General features: G+C 65.4%; 17 protein-coding genes. 8 read left to right on the plus strand and 9 right to left on the minus strand.

Annotation, left to right across the window (positions count from 1 at the left end; genetic code table 11):
• Positions 1 to 6: 6 nt before the first annotated feature.
• Positions 7 to 1473 carry an XVIPCD domain-containing protein gene (locus ACKN61_RS00915; RefSeq protein WP_408951887.1) on the plus strand — a complete coding sequence of 489 codons (1467 nt, stop codon included), beginning with the start codon at positions 7 to 9 and terminating at the stop codon, positions 1471 to 1473.
• A gap of 122 nt (positions 1474 to 1595) precedes the next feature.
• Here ACKN61_RS00915 and ACKN61_RS00920 read toward each other — a convergent pair whose 3' ends face one another.
• The 3 genes from ACKN61_RS00920 to ACKN61_RS00930 all read right to left on the minus strand — a co-directional run bounded on the left by ACKN61_RS00920 (position 1596) and on the right by ACKN61_RS00930 (position 3044).
• Positions 1596 to 1883: a hypothetical protein gene (locus tag ACKN61_RS00920; protein ID WP_408951888.1), complete on the minus strand. Its 288-nt coding sequence runs from the start codon at positions 1881 to 1883 to the stop codon at positions 1596 to 1598.
• A gap of 370 nt (positions 1884 to 2253) precedes the next feature.
• Positions 2254 to 2598 (minus strand): hypothetical protein, encoded by a 345-nt coding sequence (locus ACKN61_RS00925; RefSeq protein WP_408951889.1) that lies wholly within the window; start codon positions 2596 to 2598, stop codon positions 2254 to 2256.
• Positions 2598 to 3044 carry a hypothetical protein gene (locus ACKN61_RS00930; protein WP_408951890.1) on the minus strand — a complete coding sequence of 149 codons (447 nt, stop codon included), beginning with the start codon at positions 3042 to 3044 and terminating at the stop codon, positions 2598 to 2600. Before ACKN61_RS00930 ends, ACKN61_RS00925 begins: the two co-directional genes overlap by 1 nt.
• Before the next feature lie 495 nt (positions 3045 to 3539).
• Here ACKN61_RS00930 and ACKN61_RS00935 point away from each other — a divergent pair, with 495 nt between their 5' ends.
• From ACKN61_RS00935 to ACKN61_RS00950, 4 genes are all read left to right on the plus strand, one after another.
• Positions 3540 to 4577, plus strand: coding sequence for a helix-turn-helix domain-containing protein (locus tag ACKN61_RS00935; RefSeq protein WP_408951891.1), 1038 nt, complete (start codon positions 3540 to 3542; stop codon positions 4575 to 4577).
• Positions 4578 to 4680: 103 nt separating this feature from the next.
• Positions 4681 to 5607, plus strand: coding sequence for a type 1 glutamine amidotransferase domain-containing protein (locus ACKN61_RS00940; RefSeq protein ID WP_408951892.1), 927 nt, complete (start codon positions 4681 to 4683; stop codon positions 5605 to 5607).
• 83 nt (positions 5608 to 5690) lie between these two features.
• Complete coding sequence (locus tag ACKN61_RS00945) at positions 5691 to 6131, plus strand: nuclear transport factor 2 family protein (RefSeq protein WP_408951893.1); 441 nt, start codon at positions 5691 to 5693, stop codon at positions 6129 to 6131.
• Between the two features lie 267 nt (positions 6132 to 6398).
• The gene (locus tag ACKN61_RS00950; protein ID WP_408953739.1) at positions 6399 to 7052 is read left to right on the plus strand and encodes a glutathione S-transferase family protein; all 654 of its coding nucleotides are present in this window, start codon (positions 6399 to 6401) and stop codon (positions 7050 to 7052) included.
• A gap of 77 nt (positions 7053 to 7129) precedes the next feature.
• On the opposite strand, the gene ACKN61_RS00955 is transcribed toward ACKN61_RS00950, so the two are convergent.
• The 3 genes from ACKN61_RS00955 to ACKN61_RS00965 form a co-directional block, all read right to left on the minus strand.
• Entirely contained in the window at positions 7130 to 8683 is a 1554-nt protein-coding gene (locus ACKN61_RS00955; RefSeq protein WP_408951894.1) for an amidase, read from the minus strand.
• A gap of 235 nt (positions 8684 to 8918) precedes the next feature.
• Complete coding sequence (locus ACKN61_RS00960; RefSeq protein ID WP_408951895.1) at positions 8919 to 9560, minus strand: hypothetical protein; 642 nt, start codon at positions 9558 to 9560, stop codon at positions 8919 to 8921.
• A 206-nt stretch (positions 9561 to 9766) separates the two neighbouring features.
• A complete protein-coding gene (locus tag ACKN61_RS00965; RefSeq protein ID WP_408951896.1) occupies positions 9767 to 10657 on the minus strand; it encodes an AraC family transcriptional regulator N-terminal domain-containing protein in 891 nt (296 codons plus the stop codon).
• A 134-nt stretch (positions 10658 to 10791) separates the two neighbouring features.
• Here ACKN61_RS00965 and ACKN61_RS00970 point away from each other — a divergent pair, with 134 nt between their 5' ends.
• Positions 10792 to 11547: an SDR family NAD(P)-dependent oxidoreductase gene (locus ACKN61_RS00970; RefSeq protein WP_408951897.1), complete on the plus strand. Its 756-nt coding sequence runs from the start codon at positions 10792 to 10794 to the stop codon at positions 11545 to 11547.
• Here ACKN61_RS00970 and ACKN61_RS00975 read toward each other — a convergent pair.
• The gene (locus tag ACKN61_RS00975; protein ID WP_408951898.1) at positions 11535 to 15044 is read right to left on the minus strand and encodes a NahK/ErcS family hybrid sensor histidine kinase/response regulator; all 3510 of its coding nucleotides are present in this window, start codon (positions 15042 to 15044) and stop codon (positions 11535 to 11537) included. The two genes, ACKN61_RS00970 and ACKN61_RS00975, sit on opposite strands and share 13 nt — an antisense overlap.
• Before the next feature lie 364 nt (positions 15045 to 15408).
• Between ACKN61_RS00975 and ACKN61_RS00980 the strand changes: the two genes are divergently transcribed.
• Both ACKN61_RS00980 and ACKN61_RS00985 read left to right on the plus strand, forming a co-directional pair.
• Positions 15409 to 16992, plus strand: a complete 1584-nt coding sequence (locus tag ACKN61_RS00980; protein WP_408951899.1) for a proprotein convertase P-domain-containing protein — start codon at positions 15409 to 15411, stop codon at positions 16990 to 16992.
• 547 nt (positions 16993 to 17539) lie between these two features.
• The gene (locus tag ACKN61_RS00985; RefSeq protein ID WP_408951900.1) at positions 17540 to 18778 is read left to right on the plus strand and encodes a trypsin-like serine peptidase; all 1239 of its coding nucleotides are present in this window, start codon (positions 17540 to 17542) and stop codon (positions 18776 to 18778) included.
• Positions 18779 to 19300: 522 nt separating this feature from the next.
• On the opposite strand, the gene rpmG is transcribed toward ACKN61_RS00985, so the two are convergent.
• Together rpmG and rpmB are read right to left on the minus strand one after the other, a co-directional pair.
• A complete protein-coding gene (gene rpmG, locus ACKN61_RS00990) occupies positions 19301 to 19465 on the minus strand; it encodes a 50S ribosomal protein L33 (RefSeq protein ID WP_031370656.1) in 165 nt (54 codons plus the stop codon).
• Between the two features lie 13 nt (positions 19466 to 19478).
• On the minus strand, positions 19479 to 19715 hold the full coding sequence (gene rpmB, locus ACKN61_RS00995; protein ID WP_031370657.1) for a 50S ribosomal protein L28: 237 nt from the start codon (positions 19713 to 19715) through the stop codon (positions 19479 to 19481).
• Between the last annotated feature and the right edge of the window lie 277 nt (positions 19716 to 19992).

A 19992-nucleotide genomic window follows, 5' to 3' on the forward strand; every position in this document is an offset into this window, starting at 1 on the left:
AGTGCGATGAGCAGTAGACCTTCGCTGTATCCACCCGCCAAGTTCGATCTAAGCGAGGATGCGGACCTGTCGATGATGGCCGATGCCGTTTATGGGGCCCAAGATGAACTCATCATCGCGAAGAGTGGCCTCGGTCGGAAGGAATACCAACTGCCTACGAACTGGTCCCTATTGGGGGCGAATGAAGAGCGAGAAGGCTTGAACTTCCGCGATGACCGCAAATCAGGTTTCACGGCTGCTGTCTTCGAGAAGGAAACCACGGAGGGGCGTCGTCTCGCGATCGCTTTCCGTGGCAGCGATGAGCTGGCAGATTGGATTGGTCCGAATCGAGTGCTCGCCGCCGATGGTGATCTTCTTGGAACCGCCGGCTTGCCCGGCCCGGCGACGGAGGCGACCAAAGGTCAAGCGGCCAAGGCGCAGGTAGCACTAATAGGTGCCTGGAATCCTCAGTTCGAGGAGGCTCTTGATTACGCGTTGGATATCCACAAGAAGTATGGCGCAGACCACATGATCGAGGTGACCGGGCATTCGCTCGGTGGGGCTCACGCCCAACTGGTTGCCTACACGTTCGGCTGGGGTGGGAGAACTTTCGACGCGCCCGGCGCCGTCAACGTCATTGAATCCAAAGACTATAGGGACTGGCTCAAGAAGCACGACATAACGCCTGCAGGCGCACCCGAATACCAGTATGGGGTCGTACAGCAGCAGAGTTTCTTGAACTACACCGTCAACAATAGTGTCGTATCGCACAAGAGTGGCGATCACATAGGAAACAAGATGTCGATCTCTAGTCTCGTGGGCCGCGAGGGCATCAAATCCCATGCGGTCTGGGCCGTAGGTCTCGTCGGCGGTGCGATATCCGAGACCCCATTGCTAGGCAAGGCGGCAGGCATGGCATATGGAGTCAACGAACGCTGGATCTCCGGCATCGCGAACGCCGCGAACGTAGCTGGAGATGCCAGCGACCGACACGATATGGCGCGCATCGTGAGGCTGTTTCAGAAAGCTGTAGAGAATGGCCGTGAGCTTCCGTACCAGTTCGGCGATACAACCGGGCCCGCGCGCCCTGAAAAGGTGGTTTCCGATCCGCGTCAGCCGGGCCATGCCGACCATGCGATGTACGAGAAAATAAAGGATGGCGTGACGACGTTGCATCAGCAGCAGGGCAGGTCGTCCGACGAAGGTGGCGAACGGATTGCTCTCGGCCTGCTCGTAGCGGCGAAGCAAGCCGGCCTGAATCGGGTCGATCATGTGGTACCCAGCGTCGGCGCCAACCCGGGCGAAACCTACTTTGTCGTGGAGGGCGATTTGCGCGACCCTGCGCATAAGCGCGCTCTAGTCTCGGTAGCGACTGCCGAACAAACGCCCATCGCCGAGTCCCTGCAGAAACTCGATGTCGAGAATCAGCGCCTGGCGGAGACTCAGAGTCAGAATCAAGAGCAAGCTCGAAGCAATGGCCCGCGTATGATTTGATCAATACCTGAATCCGGATTGCTGTTTGCGCTTTACCGTGTCGGTTCGATAAGTCGAGCTCAGGTTTACATCACATATTTCGATGCAGTGGTAAGTCCGGCTTAGGCGATCCTACAAGACAGTCAGCGAGCGTTGATCTGGTCGTTACTTGACCACAGCCGTTCGAACTCTTCCTGGGTAATTCGAAACGGCTCGAACTCCAGAGGGTCAAGCGGCGCTTCGCTCAGTTGGCCGTAAGTGTCTTCGATATGATCCAGGTGGTAGCGAAGTACCTGTCCGCCATCGTAGATTTCCATCTGTCGTTGTGGCCAGAAGTCGTCGCCGGTCTCGAAGAGAAACCAGGATGCGCCCCAGGAGTCGAAGCCGTCCCCTCTTGGTTCCTCCCAACGACGTTTGTAGTGATGAGCCATTTGGCTATCCATTACGATGAGATTAGAGATCTGCTCGGTATCGGCACGGGGATTCGCTCGCAATGCAGGCGCTGCCCGATACGTCGCCTGGAATCCAGGCAATCCTCCCCGTCAACCGGAAGCCGCCCGTCTGCCTAAGAAGAATGCGGCCAGTCTCAGCAGATAGTGAAGCGCCGCGCAGATGATAAACAGTTGCCACCAGTGCGCCACGCACCAGGCGGAGAATCCGTTCAGAGGGTCTGAAGAGACCGCGACGATGAGTGCGGCTATGCCTGGAAGGAGTGCGACGGACGAAAGTATCTTGAGAAATCTGATCGTATTCATGGTCGGCTGGAGCTTGTGTTCGATCCGGATTGGCTTGAATGAGCCATCAGGCCATCAGCCTGGATCGAGCCTCGGGATTCAACAACGGCCGTAATGCCCGTAACAGGCCTGTCTGGCCCAGATGTTCGAGAAAACAGGTCGACACGGCATTCTCCGAATCCCCTCCCATTGAAACAGCGCGATCGACAAGCACGGCTAAATGTTTGAGCTGCTTTTGAGACGGATTTGCTGCCGACACGTACGGCAGGAACGAAAGGTACACCGAATGGAGCGATGTGCTTGGCCACTCCTCATCTTCCCGATCAAGGTGCCAGTGATCCTGGAACCCGGGAAATATCCTGAAGAAGGATGCGAGCAAATCTTCTCGTGGTGCTTGCGACGTACTGTCCATCAATCATGGGCCTCTGGGGCAGGCTTAGTCGCTTCATGCCACCTCATCGGCACGGTCGCGCGGATCACGCTATAGCAATCGGCCTGTTCGCGGCCGGAAATGAAGGTGTCGTAACAACCGCCGTGATACTGGTATTGAATCTGGGAGGTCTCGACAGGGCTCAGTCGATCGGCAAGGCGATGGTTCAGCAGGGTCAGCGCAGCTTCGACCAGTGCGACGCACTCCGGGCGAATCTCCTCTTCCGGGGGCGAGTAGAAATGCGTAGGGCAGTCGATCGCTACGGAGGGGCCGTTCGTACGCAGAACCGATTCGCTGGCGGCCGCGAACTGGTGCGGTTCGCAATCGACCGGGGTGCCGGCCTTGCAGTGCTTGTACGACAGCCGGGAATCGATGCTGGCGCATCCGCAAAGCAGGGCCAGGCCGACGCAGAGGTAAACGACTTTCATGGCAGCGTCCGATGCTGATTGCCCCGCGGGCCGATGTCGGATGCTCGGTTCCCGCGGCGCGGGCTGTCAAGCTCGGGCGGCTGCGTTACGGCTTCGGCATGCCGACGTTCAAGGTCGTGGATTGCCGGCACTATCCGGAAGTCGAGCCGATTCGTCGCCCGGCCAGGTTCGACGGCCGCATCCGGACGGTTGTGCGTCCACGACCCGCTCGCATGCACCGACATGACCGGCCGACGTAAAAGCTCATGGGCTAAGGCGGCGAAGCACAGGAAACGGACCCTGCGCTAGGTGATCGCCAGCGGCGCCTCGCCAGAACCGCGCCCCGGAAGGGCGATGGGCAAATGTGTACCATTGCGTACCCTCGTCGAGGCGCATAAGGCCGGGCACCGGATCGAGGCGATGTAAGCATGTTCCCGCCTGTTCGCCGCAAGCGCGCGCCGCCGTCTCGCCCTGCGGTCGCGACTCGACCAAAACCGATCTTTCGATGCGCCGATCATGCTGAGCCAGCATTTCCTGTTCTTCTTCGCCATGCTCGGCGCCTTCAACGGCATCGGCGCGGCGTCGTTTCTCTGGTGGCGGGCCAAGGGCGAACCCACACAGCGTTGGCTATCGCTGCTGGTCCTGGCGGTCAGTGTGCGGACGGGAAAATCCGTTGCCTTTTATTTTTGGCCCGACATTCCCAAGATCGTTCTCCAGCTCGGCCTGACCGCCTGTTTCATGATCGGGCCCTGCCTGTTCTTTCTGGTCCGCTCCAGCCAGGGCGATAGCCCCGGCCCCGGGCAGGCCGACCGTCGGCATATCGCCGGGCTGTTGGCCGTAGCCGCCGCCGTGAACCTGTTCCTGCCCTATGCCAGCCACATCGACTTGTGGCGACAGGTCGTCGCGCCGGCTATCACCTACTCGTGGCTGGGCTACCTCCTGCTCGCCACCGCGCAGGTGTACCTGCATCGCACGCGGCTTTCGGGGACGCCATCCGGCCCGTTGTTGCTGGGGGCGGTGGGCGGCATCTGGTTGATCTGGATCGCCTACTACACCTCCGGCTATACCTCCTACATCGTCGGCGCGCTGTCGTTTACTTTCGTCCTGGCGGCGAGCGTCCTGATCTACCTGCGCCTGCGGTCCGGTCAGGCTCCGATCGAGCCCTATCAGGATCGGCGGATTCCGGAGTCCGAGGCCTCCGTGCAGTTGCAGGCCTTGGCCGAGTTGATGGCGCGCGAGCGCTTGTATCTGGACCCCGCATTGACGCTGCCTCGCCTCGCGCGCCGGCTCGGCGTGCCCCAGACCCGGTTGTCGCAGCTGTTGAACGACAACAACCAGACCACGTTCAAGCAATACCTGGCGCAACTGCGCGTGGGTGAGGCGAAGGCGCTGCTGCGGCAGCTCCCCCCGAAGCCGCTGGAAGTCGTGGCCGAAGAAGCCGGCTTCCAATCGATGTCGACCTTCCACAGCGCATTCAAAAAGTTGGAGGGGGGCACGCCGGCGGCGTTCCGCGCGACCAAGGCCGACTCCGAAAAGCGATTCCAGCACTCCTGAAGGATATTGCAAGAGATTGATTTGAAAGAGATTGGGTAGTGTGCGGGCTCCTTCCCACGAGCTCGCGCTCATGCACCTACCACGCTTCATCCAATGCATCCTGATGCTCATGCTGTCCGCCTGGCTGGGCGGCGTTTCCGGCGCCCATGCGGCCCATGCTTTCACCGGGCAGGCTTTCACCGGGCCGGCCTTTACCGGGCATGCCATCGCCGGACAGGTGGCCGCCGACCGTTCGCCGACCGTGGCGCCGACAGAGCCGACGGGCACGGCCCGATCCGTCGCCAAGACCGACAGCCGGGAGCCCGCCGGTGGCAACCCTGGGCGCATTCTCTTCATCCTCGCCAGCAGCAAGGTCCACGGCGCATCGGCCTTGCCGGCCAGCATCAGCTTCGGCGAGGTCGTGCATGCGTGGGATACGTTCCATGCCGCGGGCTATTCGGTCGACTTCGTCTCGCCCGACGGCGGGGCGGTGCCGATCCTCGACGCTTATGTCAGCAAAGAGGTGGAGCCTCGGCTGAAGGACGGGCGCATCATGGACGGGCTGCGGAACACCGCCAAACCCGCGCAGGTCGACCCCGCCCGATACCGCGCCGTGTACTACGTCGGGGGCAGCAATGCCATCTACGGCGTGCCGGAGCATTCGCTCCTGCAGAACATCGCCATGCATGTTTATGAGCGCAATGGCGGGGTGGTTTCCGCCGTCTGTCACGGCACGGCTGGAATCGTCAACCTCAAGCTCTCCAACGGCCAAGCCTTGGTCGCGGGCAAACGCATCACCGGTTTCCCCGAGGAACACGAAGATCAGGGCGCTGCCTACTTCAAGGAGTTCCCGTTCCTGATCCGGAAAACGGTCGAAGCCCGCGGCGGCTCCTTCCATGCGCTCGATGGCAACCAGCCTTACGCCGAAGTCGACGGCAGGGTGGTGACAGGCCAGAACTACGCGTCCGCGAAGCCCGTGGCGGAAGCCGTGGTCGATGTCCTTCGCAAACTGGCCGATCGACAGCCAGGCAGCGGCGCGGCGAAACGCTGATCTAAACGCTGATCTTCCGGAGCATCGCCGTCGCCAGGCGAAGTCGGACCACCCTCACGCACTCGATAAACCTCAGGACAATCATGAAAATCTCGATCCGGTCGTTCGTTCTCGCACTAGCTTTCCTCGTTCTTCCCACCTCCGTCATGGCGCAAAACAGCGAGCATGACGCGGTGGACCAAACCATGAAAAAGATGATGCTCGCCTTCGAAACCGGCGATGCCAATCTGGCTTTCGAAGTGCTCAGAAAGGACGGTGTGGTGCTCGGCTACTCGACATCCAAAGGCCAGGTGGTCGCGCAAACCGCGGAAGAATGGGCGAAAGGATTCCAGGGCAAGCCGGCCGACGACGAGGCCCAGCGCAAACGCAGCTACGAAATCGTGGATGTGACCGAACACGCTGCGGTCGTCAAAGTGACGCTGGATTATCCCGCGTGGAAGGGACTGGACTACCTTGCGTTGTCGAAGATCGACGGGAAATGGATGATCGTGAGCAAATCGTGGAGCGGTCAACGTAAACCCTGAGCACCGCAGCGCGGCCCTCGAACCCGCCGCTTCGCGCGCAGGGCGGCGCGAAGCGGCGGCATCGTGCGGCGTATTCTTTGCGCGAGGGTGGGCGGAAGGCCTGCCCCGAATGAAACCGAATCCGGCTCACTCCACCCGTGCCCGTCTCGGACACGGATGCGGGTGCGCGCTCATGCGCATGCTTCCGGCGGCTGTCGAATTCCGCTCCGGCCGTTCGTCGTGTATGCAGCGGACAACCCGCAACCGGCTCAGCAGGAGCGCGTCACGATGACCATTTTCATTACCGCCTTTGAACGGTCGCCCGACGGCGGCAAGGGGCTGGCGCGCGACACGCGCGTGCGTTGGGCACTGGAAGAAACGGGCCAAGCCTACGAGGCCCGCCTGGTTTCGTTCGCTGCGATGAAGGAACCCGCGCACCTGCGCCTGCAGCCCTTCGGCCAGATTCCCACCTACGAGGAAGGCGATCTCGCCCTGTTCGAAACGGGCGCGATCGTCTTGCACCTCGCGCAAAGCCACCCGGGGCTGTTGCCGGGCGACGCCAACGCGCGGGCGCGTGCCATCGCCTGGATGTTCGCCGCGCTCAACACCGTGGAACCGCCGATCCTCGACCTCGTCGTCGCCAAGTTCCAGGAAGGTGACCGGCCCTGGGCTAGAGAGCGCCTGCCCTTGGTCGAAGATCGCATTCGCCATCGGCTGGTGCAGCTTGCGGCCCGCCTGGGCGATGCCGACTGGCTCGACGGTGCATTCAGCGCAGGCGACCTGATGATGGTGTCGGTGCTGCTCAGGCTGCGACCGTCGGGCATCCTGGACGAATTTCCACGCCTGGCCGCCTACGTCGCCCGCGGCGAAGCGCGGCCCGCCTACCAGCGTGCCTTCGCCGCGCAATGGGCGGTCAACGCCGCCAAGCCGCAAGCCGGGTGAAGGTTCGGTTCGGGGTGGGCCTGCGGTCCGGAGCGGCGGTCTGCTTCCGGCCAAATGCAGACGCTCGGCCGTGGGTGTTAAGCCCCGAAACCGGGCGGCGCCTGAAAACCGCCAAGCTCTTGTGCGATCAGTCGGGCCACTTCGATCGTGGTCCGGTCGCCATACTCCGGACCGATGATCTGCAGGCCGATTGGCAGCCCGTCGCTCGATAATCCGCAGGGGAAAGCAGTGCTCGGCAAATATGCGAGGGTCGCAAGGCCTACCCAAAAGTAATGCTCGTAATGCGAGGTCGGTGCCGTGTCGACGGCGAGAACTCGCTCGAGCTTGGGCCGATGATCATGTTCGTAGGCCGTGGTTGCGGAAACCGGGCATATCACCACATCCCAATCGTTGAAGAAGGCGCGCCACCGCAGGCGGTAGCGGGTACGCGCTTCGTCGTGATCGGACCAGCTTCGATGATCGAGTACGCGGGCGCGCGTAACTACCGCTAACGGCGATTCGTCGTTCGCATCGAACCCTGCAGCCGCCGCCTGGGCAACGGAATAGTATTCATCGGGCAGGTCGACGAGTCCTGTCGATGCCAACAGGTTCAGGTATGTGTTGTGCGATTGCCGTGGCGAGAGTTCAGGACGGGCCAGATCGGAAACGACCGCGCCAGCCCGGGCAAGAGCTTCTCCGACTTGTTGCACGCGATCCGATATCTCGCCAGAGGTGGGGACGAAATCCTCCTTCGGCCAAATCGCAACGCGCAAGCCTCGTAAAGTGCGCGCCTTCGGCGGTGGAAGCACCAGTCTCCAGCCCGGCGCCCGGAACCGGTCAGGGCCCGCTACGGCATCCAGCGCCAGCGCCAGATCCTCCGCGCTCCGCCCCATCGGCCCGACGACATTCAGATCCGGCGCAGATACGACGCCGAGGGGATTGTGGCCCAGCGTCGGAACGATTCCATACGTGGGTTTGTGTCCATACACGCCACAGAAGTGAGACGGATTTCGGATCGACCCCGCGATATCGGAGGCGAATTCCAAGCCGGTCAAACCGGCCGCCAGCGCGGCAGCCGATCCGCCGGAAGATCCGCCCGGCGACCTCCCTGTATCCCAGGGGTTGTTGGTCGTTCCGTAAACGTCGTTGTAGCTCTGCCAGTCCGCGAGTCGCAGCGCGACGTTCGTCTTCCCGATGAAATGGGCGCCGGCTGCCTTCAGGTGCCCGACGACCGTTGCGTCGTTCAGGGCGAGGTTGTCCCGTTGCTCCGGCACGCCCCACGTGGTCGGCAATCCGGACACGTCGAAGGCTTCTTTGATCGTCATCGGCACGCCGTGCAGCGATCCCAATCGCTGCCCCCGGGCAAGCGACTCGTCGGCTGACTTCGCCGCCTCCAGTGCGCGGTCGAAATCCCTCGCCACGACGGCGTTCAGCGCTTTATCGAATCGTTCGATGCGCTCGATGTAGTACTGAGTGAGTTCGAACGAACTGACTTGTTTTCGTTGAATCAGTTGCGCCAGCTCGGTTGCCGACGAAAAAGCCAGTTCTCCCGATGCGAGGCCATTGTGTGCAGAGGTAATGGCAGGGCCGCAGGATGAAACTGAAGTGCCGCCTGGCGCCTTAGGAAAGTCACGCCTGGAAATCGGATTCATGATGGCCCTGTCGGTAGGTCGGCGGTCTTCAATCAGAGGTGTTTGCGCCCCCGATTCTTACTCAGCTTGTCCTGCAACGCCCGAATTCTAGCGGAACAAGTGACCGCTTCGGCTCGGAAGCTGTCAACGGGCCTGCTGCAAGGGGGTAACAGCCTTGTCTGGACGAGACACAGTAAGCCCATGTTTCTACCGGAGCGGAGCATGCCCGGACCGCAAGATCAGCCGGCCTATCGCTTCAGCCTTCCGGAATAGTCGCAGCCGCGAACGGTGCGAGCACCGTCCAACCCAGGTTCGCATACAGGCCGCGGCCGTCTTCCGTCGCGACCAGGAGCTGCTGGGTTGCAGGGGATCTCTTCGCGCTGCCAAGCGCAACCATCACCGCGACGCCCAGTCCTTTGCGGCGGTGGTCCTGCGCGGTTTCGATTCGGTCGTAGATGAAGGCCTCTGCGCTTTCCGCCGCGGATCCGGTTGCGGCCAGATCGCCGTTCGGCGCGATGACGCTGGCTCGGGTGACGGGCCCGGCTCGATGCAGTTCCATCCTGTACCCGTTCGGCAGAGGCTTCGTGTCGAGGTCGGCCACGGCCGTCGTCATCAGATAGTTCGATGGCTGAATCTCCCAGCGGGCGGGCAGTGCGCTTCGCAGCTCCTCGTCGCTGCCGCACAGCTTCAAGTAATGCCGTGGCGCCGTAATGTCGTGGGCGATTTCGCGCAGGCCATCGCATAGCGCCGGGAACACCCAGCGTTTCACTTCCTTTTCCGAGTGGGTGTCCACGCGAAAGCCGCCGCGGTCGTGCACGGGAACCGGGGAACCGCGAGCGATGGAATGCGCGGCTTGCCAGGCGAACAATAGCTTCGGGTCGATGTGGGACGCGGTCATGGTGGGTCGTCGGTGGTGCTCGGCAGGTGGAGGGACATTCTCCGACGGCCGCAGCTGCGGCGCCATTGGCTTTCGGCGATGAAGTCCCCGTGACTTCTCACTAGAGCATCGGCCTGTCTCGCGAGCTAAGACGACAGCGATAGGGCAGGACGAGGCCAGAACGAAAGGCCGGGCGAATCGCCAACGCAAAGCGGACCCGCCCGAACTCACGTCACCGTCCGCGCCTTGTTCTTCGCCGTCTGCGTATCCCGCACCGGCGGCAGGCCGAATACACGGCCGTATTCGCGGGTGAATTGCGGCACGCTTTCGTAGCCGACCGCGAAGGCGGCGCTGCTGGCGCTGACGCCTTCCGACAGCATCAGGCGCCGGGCTTCGATCAGGCGCAGTTGTTTCTGGAACTGCAGCGGCGACAGCGAGGTCACTTCGCGGAAGTGTTGGTAGAACGACGACGGGCTCATGCCGGCGGCCGCGGCGAGGCGTTCCACCGGCAGTGGTTGGGCGAACTCGGCGCGCAGCACGGTCACGGCTCTGGCGACGCGTTGGGCGTTGCTGTTGGGCCAGCCCAGGCGGCGGATCGCCGCGCCGTGCCGGCCGAGCAGCAGCCAGTAGTGCAGTTCGCGCAGCAACTGCGTTTGCAGGACCGGCATCGACGCGGGACGGTCGAGCAGGCGCATCAGGCGCAGGGCCGCGTCGGCGACTTCGCTGTCGGTCGGCTCGATCTGCACCGGGAAGCGCTCGGCCGTGGGCGCCGCCTGCATTTCCGTCGCCAGGTTGGCGATGACGGCGGCATCGAGTTCCAGCACGAAGGACAGGTAGGGCGCGGCGGCGCTGGCCTGGGTGATCTGGCTGACCGTCGGCACGTCGGCGGCGATCAGCAGCGAGTCGCCGGCGCCGAAGGCGAAGGTCTGGGTGCCCATCGTGACCTGCTTGCTGCCCTGCAGGACCAGGCAAACCAACGGCCGCGAGATTTCGTGCAGCAGGCCGCTGGGCGCGGTGGCGCGTATCGCGGCGAGGCCGGGGATCGGAGTGCGGGCCAGGCCGGTCGGGTCGGCATGGGCCTGCGCGTAATGGCCGACGGTATCGAGAAGAGTGGTCACGGGGCGAGCCTACTCCGTCGCTGCGGCGGCACGGGACAGCCTGGAGGATCAGGCAAACAACGCCGAGATTCCAGCAACCGGCGGTGGGCCGCCGGTCCGATAGTGGCGCCCTCATTCGCCCAAGGATTCGCAGCATGAACAAGATCGCCCTCGTCACCGGCGCCAGCCGCGGGCTCGGCCGCAACACCGCGCTCAACATCGCCCGCCACGGCGGCGACGTCGTTCTGACCTATCAACGCCGCGCCGAAGACGCGGCCGCCGTCGTCGCCGAGATCGAGGCGATGGGGCGCAAGGCCGTCGCCTTGCCGCTCGACACCGGCGACGTCGCCGCGTTCGCGCCGTTCGTGCAGACGCTGCGGACCGCCTTGCAAGACACATGGCAACGCGAAAGCTTCGATCACCTCGTCAACAATGCCGGCCACGGCGACAACGCGCCGTTCGAGCGGACGACCGAGGCGCAGTTCGACCGCTTGGTCGACGTCCACTTCAAGGGTGTGTTCTTCCTCACCCAGGCCTTGCTGCCGCTGATCGCCGACGGCGGTCGCATCGTCAATCTGTCGACCGGCCTGACCCGCTTCTCGGCGCCGGGCTGGTCGGCGTACGCGGCGGCCAAGGGCGCGGTCGAAGTGCTGACGGTGTATCTGGCGAAGGAACTCGGCAGCCGCGGCATCGCCGTCAACACGGTGGCGCCGGGCGCGATCGAGACCGATTTCTTCGGCGGCGCGGTGCGCGACACGCCGGAGTTCAACCGCCACTTCGCCGAGATGACCGCGCTCGGCCGCGTCGGCTTGCCCGACGATATCGGGCCGATGATCGCCAGCCTGTTGTCCGAGCAGAACCGTTGGGTCAACGCGCAGCGGATCGAGGTATCGGGCGGTCAGGCGATCTGAGGCGGCGGCCGCAGCCTGACCTGCGCGGCCTGTTTCTGCGCCGCCAGGAACGCGCGCAGCGAGGCCGGCTTGATCGGCTTGGTCAGCACCCGGCAGCCGCGTTCGCGCGCGGCGAGCTTGAGGGCGTCGCTGCCGTCGCCGGTCAGCAGTGCGGCCGGCAAGGCGATGCCGAGGCGTTCGCGCAGGGCATCGATGGTGGCGAGGCCGTCGAGGCGGTCGTGCAGGTGGTAGTCGACCAGGGCGACGTCGGGGTTTTGATCGAGCAGCGCCAGGGCATCGTCGACGGTCGCCGCCAGCAGCGGTGTCGCGCCCCATCGGTCGAGCAGGGCGCGCATGCCGTCGAGAATCTCGCGGTCGTTGTCGATGCACAACACACGCAGGCCGGACAGCGAGTCGGCCGCCGACGAGTTCGCCGGTTCGACGACGGGCTGGGCGCGCAGTGCCTGGCCGCGCGGCACGAAGATCGAGAACACGCTGCCGCGGCGGATCTGCGAACGCACGCGCAGCGGGTGGTCGAGAGTGCGGGCGATGCGCTGGCAGATCGACAGGCCCAGGCCGAGGCCGCGCTCGCCGCCGCTGCCGGGCTGATCGAAGCGGCGGAACTCGTCGAAGATCTGTTCCAGATGGTGCTCGGGAATGCCGGGGCCGGTGTCCCAGACCTGCAGTTCGATGCGGCCCGGTTGCGAGGGGTCGTGATGCGGGCGCAGGCGCGCGGCCATCAGCACGCCGCCTTCGCGGGTGTAGCGCAAGGCGTTGGCGAGGAAGTTCTGCAGCGCGCGGCGCAACAGGCGGCGGTCGCTGCGCACCGGCATCGAGGCTTGCGCCAGGCGCACGCGCAGTTCCAGGCCGCGCCCGGCCGCGCTCGGTGCGTACTGCGCGGCGAGTTCGCGCAGCAGCTCGCCGGCGTCGAAATCGGTCAGCTCGGGCCGCAGCGCGCCGGCGTCGAGGCGCGAGATGTCGAGCAGGCCGTCGAGCAGGTCTTCGGCGGCGCGCAGCGAAGCATCGACGCGTTCGGCCAGGCGCCGTTGTTCGCCGATGTCGTCGCTCTCGCGCAGCGCGGTGGTGAACAAGCGCGCGGCGTTGAGCGGTTGCAGCACGTCGTGGCTGACCGCGGCGAGGAATCGGGTCTTGGACTGCTGCGCCGATTCGGCTTCCTGGGTGCGTTGCTCGACGCGTTGTTCGAGGTTCTCGTTGGCCTCGCGCAGCGCCTGTTCGGCGCGCTTGTAGTCGGTGACGTCGCTGTAACTGGTGACGTAGCCGCCGCCGATCAGCGGGCGGCCGACCATCTCGATGACCTGGCCGTTGGCGCGCACGCGTTCGAACACGTGCGGCGCACCGGCGCGCAGGTGGGCGAGGCGGCGGCCGACCAGTTCGTCGATGGCGCGTTCGTCGAGCGGGCCGGTGCCCATCTCGCCGCGCTCGGCGTTCCAGCGCAGCAGGTCGCCGACCGGGCGGCCGACGTAGAGCATGCCGTCGGGATAGTCGAACAGTTCCTGATAGCGCCGGTTCCAGGCGACCAGGCGCATTTCCGGGTCGACCACGCTGACCCCCTGGCTGATGTTCTCCAGGGTGGTCGACAGCACCTGGCGGTTGAAACGCAGCTCTTGGTTGGCCTCGTCGAGCAGGGCCACCACTTCGCCGAGTTCCATGCCCGAGCCACGCAGCGCGCTGGTCAGGGTGAGGCGCGCCGAGGCCGCGCCGATGGCCGAGGCGAGCAGGCGTTCGGTGAACTGGGCCAGGGCGCGGTCGGCCGGTTGCAGCGGCTGCCATTCACGGCCTTGCTGGTGGGCGTAGTCCTCGAAGGCGCGGCGCGCATGGCGTTCGCCGACGATGCGTTCGGCCAGGGTCAGCAGTTCGCCGCTGCGCACGCTGCCGGCCCAACCGCCGGGGCCGAGCGCGGGGCGGCGCACATAGGGGTCGAGGAAGGGCGCGGCGAGCAATTGGTCCTGCAAGCGCGGACGCTGCCGCACCGAGATGAACAGGAAGGCGCCGATGTTGAACAGCAGCGACCAGAAGGTGCCGTGGGTCAGCGGGTCCCAACCGACCAGGCCGAACAGCTGCTCCGGGCGCAGCCAGACGATGTCGAGCGGGCCGGTCGCGAGCCAAGCATCGGGAATCCAGCCGCCGCGCGCGAGCGCCGGCAGCAGCAAGGTGTAGATCCACAGCACGGTGCCGGCGAACAGGCCCGAGAACGCGCCCGAGCGGCTGGCGCCGCGCCAGTACAAGCCGCCGATCAGCGCCGGGGCGAATTGCGCGACCGCGGCGAAGGCGAGCAGGCCGTGTTGGGCCAAACCGTTCGAGCCGAGCGAACCGCGGTGGTAGGCATAGGCCATCAGCGCCAACATCACGATGGTGATGCGCCGTACCCACAGCACTTGGCGGTCTATGCCCTGGCTTTCGTTCAAGGCGCCGCTGCGCAGCAGCAGCGGCACCACCAGATCGTTGCTGACCATGGTCGAGAGCGCGACGCTGGAGACGATGACCATGCCGGTCGCGGCCGAGAAGCCGCCGATGTAGACCATCAAGGCCAGCGCCTGCTGGTCGAACTGCAGCGGCAGCGCCAGCACGTAGGTGTCGGGGGAGATGCCGCTGCCGGCGAGCACGGCCTGGCCGGTCAGGGTGATCGGCACCACCAGCACGGTGATCAGCGCCAGATAACCGCCGAATAGCCAGCGCGCCGCGCGCAGGTCGTTCGGGTCCTGGCACTCGACCACGGCGACGTGGAACTGGCGCGGCAGGCAGATGATCGCGGTGAAGGCGAGCAGGGTCTGGGTGACGAAACCGGCCGGCAGGCCGGGCTGGATCACCACCTGCGCCGCCTGTTGGATACGTTGCGGGAAATTGCCGAGGCCGGGCAGGTGCAGTAACGCGAACACGCCGATGGCGATGAAGGCGATCAGCTTGACCAGCGACTCCAGCGCGACCGCGAGCACCATGCCGTGATGGTGTTCGGTGGCGTCGATCTGGCGCGTGCCGAACAGGATCGCGAACACCGCCAGCATCATCGCCACGTAGAACGCCGGGTCGGCGAGTAGGCCGCCGTCGGACGGCACCCCGGCCAGCACTTCCACGCTCATCGCCACCGCCTTGAACTGCAGGGCGACGTAGGGCACCGCGGCGGTCAGCGCGACCGCGGCGACCAGGGCGGCCAGGCCCGGTGCGCGGCCGTAGCGCGAGGACAGGAAGTCGGCGATCGAGACGATGCGGTGTTCGCCGGAGATCAGCACCAGGCGTTCGAGGATGCGCCAGCCGAACGCCAGCATCAGCAGCGGGCCGAGGTAGATCGGCAGGAAGCCCAGGCCGGTGCGCGCGGCGGTGCCGACCGCGCCGTAGAAAGTCCACGACGAGCAATAGACGGCGAGCGCGAGCGAGTACACCGCGGTGCGCAGCCAGCGCGCGCGCGGCGTGCGTTCGCGCTGGTCGCCGTAATAGGCGACCGCGAACAGCAGGCCGACGTAGCCGGCCGATACCAGCAGCAGAATCCAGCCTGGGATCAAGGGCGCGGGTTCGGAATCGGTGAAGTCGGTCGAGTGTACGGCCTGCGCGCGCGGGTCGGACCGGTGCAGGGCTTCGACTTTGGCCGCGGGTCGGGCCGGACCGGCGCGAACCGGCGCTGGGCCGCCGGCACGCTCGCGCTGAGGCCGCGGTCAAGGTTCAGCGATACGGCCGCGGAGGGAACCACTGCGATCACGGTTTTGGCCAGGGCGATCTGAGAGCGTGCTGCGGCGCCGGCTCGTCGCCGTGCGCTCCGACTCATCACCCCCGGCGTCTGCACCGCGACGCTGCGCCGCCGTCCGCACGGCGGCCGACCGCCGTTGCGACTGCTCTGTGCGCCATCGCCGCTCCAGGAGGGAAACCGCAATGAAGTCCGGAACCACGAAATTCTTCGCGCCCACGCTGCTCGCCATCGCCCTGACCACGGGCCTGGCCCTGTCTTTCGCCCCCGAAGCCGTCGCCGCCGATCCCGCGCCGGCGCCGCTCAAGATCGCCGAGCAGCGCAGCACCGACCTGCGCCTGGGCGCCGGCGGCAAAGCCGCGTTCGAGCCGGTCGAAATCCGCACGCCCGACGCCGCCTTCATCAAGGTGCACTTCGACCGCTTGTCGCTGCCCGAAGGCGTGATGCTCGAAGTCGCCAGCCCCGACGGCCGCGAGGTCTATCGCTACGGCAACACCCAGCGCGACCGCTACACCGTCGCCAAGGACCTCGGCCAGGACGGCCGCCTGAGCTTCTCGGCGATGTCGATCGGCGGCCCGGTCGCGGTGCTGCGCCTGGTCGGCACGCCGCGCGAGCCGTGGAACTCCGGGCACGGCGTGGTGGTGACGCGTTATCTGGAAGGTTATCCGGAGGCGATGCTCGGCGAACTGCAGGATGCGAATCTGCTCGGCGGCCAGGTCGGCACCAAGTCGATCTGCGGCGTCGACGACAAGAAGGCCGCGGCGTGTTACGCCAGCAGCGACGCCACCGCCTTCGATCGTTCGCGCCCGGTCGCGCGCATGCTCAGCAGCGGCGGCAGCCTGTGCACCGCGTGGCGCGTCGGTCCCGACAACCGCATGTTCACCAACAACCACTGCATCAACACCGCCGCGGCGGTGGCCGGCGCCGAGTTCTGGTTCAACTATCAGCTCAGCAGTTGCGGCGGCGCGCAGGGCACGGTGACCAAGGTCGCCGGCGACCAGATGCTGCGCACCGATGCCACGCTCGACTACACGCTGTTCACGGTCAAGAACTTCGCGACCATCTCCAGCTTCGGTTACCTCGGCCTCGACGTGCGCGCCGCGACCGCGGGCGAGGGCTTGTTCATCTCGGGCCACCCGGGCGGACGCCTGAAGGAACTCAGCGTCGTCGACGACCGCAACGGCGGCGGCAGCTGCCGCGTCGATTCGGCCAACGTCAACGGCAACGGCACCAATACCGACATCGGTTATTACTGCGACACCGAAGGCGGCAGCTCGGGCTCGCCGGTGATCGCGCGCTCCACGCGCAAGGCGATCGCCCTGCATCACTTCGGCGGCTGCCTGAATTCCGGCGCGAAGTTCTCCTTGATCTGGCCGCAGGTCTCGACCCACTTCGGCGGCGTCGTGCCGGACGGCGACGGCGGCGGCACGCCGGCGCCGCGCTTCGAGAACACCACCGACTATGCGATCAACGACAACGCCACCGTCGACAGTCCGGTCACGGTGAGCGGCATCAGCGGCAGCGTGCAGACGGTGAGGGTCGAGGTGGCCATCGTGCACACTTATCAAGGCGATCTGAAGGTCGACCTGGTCGCGCCCGACGGCAGCCTCTACAACCTGCACAACCGCACCGGCGGCAGCGCCGACAACATCAACCAGACCTATACCGTGACCGTCAACGAGCTGGCCAACGGCGTGTGGAAGCTGCGCGTCAACGACAACGCAGCGCAGGACGTCGGCAAGATCGACCGTTGGGCCCTGCAGTTCTGAGCCCATGCGGCATGAGGCGCGGCCCGCGTGCGGGTCGCGCTTCACCTGTAGGAGCGGCGTAAGCCGCGACAGGGAGTTTCCGGTCGCGCCGTGCTTTATTTGGCGCGGTCGCAGCTCACGCCGTTTCTACAAAAGCCGCACGATCTCCTGGTTGCTCGGTTCCTAAGGGGTAGGAGCGGCGCGAGCCGCGACCGCGACGCCTCACGATTGCGACGCGATCAGCCATCCCACGATCGCGGCTCACGCCGCTCCTACAGGAGCGACATCGCATCGCGATGTCGGAACGGCGTGGCCCCACGATTGCGGCGCCATCCGCCATCCGCCATCCGCCATTGCATCGCATTCAGCTCATGCGCACACACGCGCTGCGCGCTCGATCCAAGTTCCGCACATCCGCGCTCCGAATCCGATCGCGGTCACGTTTGCATGCGGTTTCGGTGTTGCGCGAGGCGCCCGTGCGGCGTTCGCGCTGTGCAAGCTCATGCGCGGCGCATGCGTGCCGTTCGCAGTCGCGCAGAGAGCGCCGGATCGCAATCCAGGAGACGACATGACTATCGCAAGGATTTCGCCGCAGGCGTTCGGCCTGCTGATCGGCGCCTGCTTGTTGACCAGCACGGCCTTCGCCGCCGACCCGCGCCCGGCGCCGCTGACCGCCGGCCAGACGCGCGCCGTCGACCTGCGGCTGGGACCGCATCTGGGCCTGTCGAAGTCGGCATGGTCGCAGCCGGTGCGGATCGGCACGCCCGATGCGGCCTTCATCAAAGTGCACTTCGAGCACTTCGATTTGCCTGCGGGCGTGACCCTGCAGGTGTCGAACCCGCAGGGCACCGAGGTCTATCGCTATCGCCAGGGCGACCTGGGTCGCCACACGGTCGATGCCGCGCTCGGCGAGGACGGCAAGACCCGTTTCGGCGCGATGTCGATCGCCGGCAACACCGCGGTGCTGCGCCTGGTCGGCACGCCGACCGAGCCGTGGGCGCCGCGGCACGGCGTGCGCGTGAGCCGTTACGACGAAGGCTTGCCGCAAGCGTTGATGGGCGAGTTGAGCGATGCCGGCCTGCTCGGCGGCGACGTCTCGGCCAAGTCGATCTGCGGGGTCAAGGACAGCCGCCCGGTCGCCTGCTATGCCGGCACCGACGCCACCGCGGTCGCGCGCTCCAAGCCGGTCGCGCTGATCCTGCTCAACGGCACCAAGTGGTGCACGGCCTGGCGCGTGGGCGCCGACAACCGCATCTTCACCAACAACCACTGCCTCGACAGCGCCGCCGACGTGGCCGCGTCCGAGTACTGGTTCAACTACCAGGCCACCACCTGCACCGGCACTACCAGCGGCACCTTGACCAAGGTCGCCGGCGACAAGTTGCTCAAGACCGATCAGACCCTGGACTACAGCCTGCTCACGGTGAAGAACTTCGCCGCCATTTCCAGCTTCGGTTACCTGAGCCTGGACGTGCGCAAGCCGGTGCTCGGCGAGGAGATCTACATCAGCGGTCATCCCGCCACGCGCATGAAGGAGTTGTCGGTGGTGAGCGATCGCGACGGCGGCGGCCGCTGCAAGGTCATCGACGCCGATGCCGACGGTTACGGCACCAACACCGACGCCGGCTACTACTGCGACACCGAAGGCGGCAATTCCGGCTCGCCGGTGCTGGCGCGCTCCTCGCACAAGGTCGTCGCGCTGCACCACTTCGGCGGCAACTGCAATCTGCAGGCGCCGAACCGCGGCGTGAAGATGCAGTTGATCTGGCCGCAGGTGAAGTCGTTCTTCAACAACGTGGTGCCCTGAGCTGCGTCTGACCGCACAGCCGTGCGGATCGCCGCACGGCTGTGCGCGAGCGGCTGCGGCGGTTGGAAGAGTTGCTGCGTCATCCGCCTGCCGTCGTTCCCGCGAAGGCGGGCTCCGCTTTACTCGGGCGAAGCCGAATACCCAGGGCTCTATCGAAGCAATGCGCTGAAGTCTCTGCGGCCCGGCCAGGGCGCATGACGCCCTGGCGTTCATGGATACGCGAGTCAGTGGCTCGCAAGCGTATCTATTCACCCCCGCCTGCGCGGGGATGACGGCCGAGAGCGTTGGTCTCGACGGCGCACGCGAGAATCATCGATTCCCGATTCCCGATTCCCGATTCCCGATTCCCGATTCCCGATTCCCGACTCCCGACTCCCGACTCCCGACTCCCGACTCCCGACTCCCGGGCAAAAGAAAACCCGCCACAGGGGCGGGTTCTCTTCTGAAGGCTTTGGATCCCCGCCTTCGCGGGGATGATGCAATGGCACAGGCGTTCGCGCTAAGCGCGAACGCGCCATTGCATCACTTGATCTTGCCTTCCTTGTAGATCACGTGCTTGCGAACGACGGGGTCGTACTTCTTGACCTCCATCTTCGCCGGGGTGTTCTTCTTGTTCTTGTCGGTCGTGTAGAAGTGACCGGTGTTCGCCGTCGAGATCAGGCGGATCTTGTCGCGCTTGGAAGCCATGGGTCAGTCCTCCTCAGATCTTTTCGCCGCGGGCGCGGAGCTCGGCGAGAACGGAGTCGATGCCGTTCTTGTCGATGGTGCGCAGGGCATGGGCGGAAACACGCAGCTTCACCCAACGGTTCTCACTGGCGACCCAGAAACGGCGCTCGTGCAGGTTGGGGAGGAAACGGCGGCGGGTTTTGTTCATGGCATGCGAGACGTTGTTACCAGTCGTCGTTCGCTTGCCCGATACTTGGCATACGCGGGACATTACGCACCTCGAAAAGGTCTGTGCTTCCCTTGGCCAGGGAGGCGGCGGCCCCGATGCCGACATTCGATCGAATGCTGCACCACGCGACACGGGTCAGGATTGAAAACCGCTGCACCATGGCGGGCCGGAATCGCGTTTCCGGGGTCCGCCCGGATACCCCTAAGGGCAAGCCGGACGCAGCGAGCCGCGCATTATGCCGGCAAATGCAAGCCGGAACAAGCACTTGGGCCGCGCAGGGGGCGACACCGCCGGTACCACGCCCTGGGTAGGAGCGGCG

This window comes from Lysobacter sp. Hz25, assembly GCF_046097045.1.
In the GTDB taxonomy this organism is placed as follows: Bacteria; Pseudomonadota; Gammaproteobacteria; order Xanthomonadales; family Xanthomonadaceae; genus Lysobacter; species Lysobacter antibioticus_B.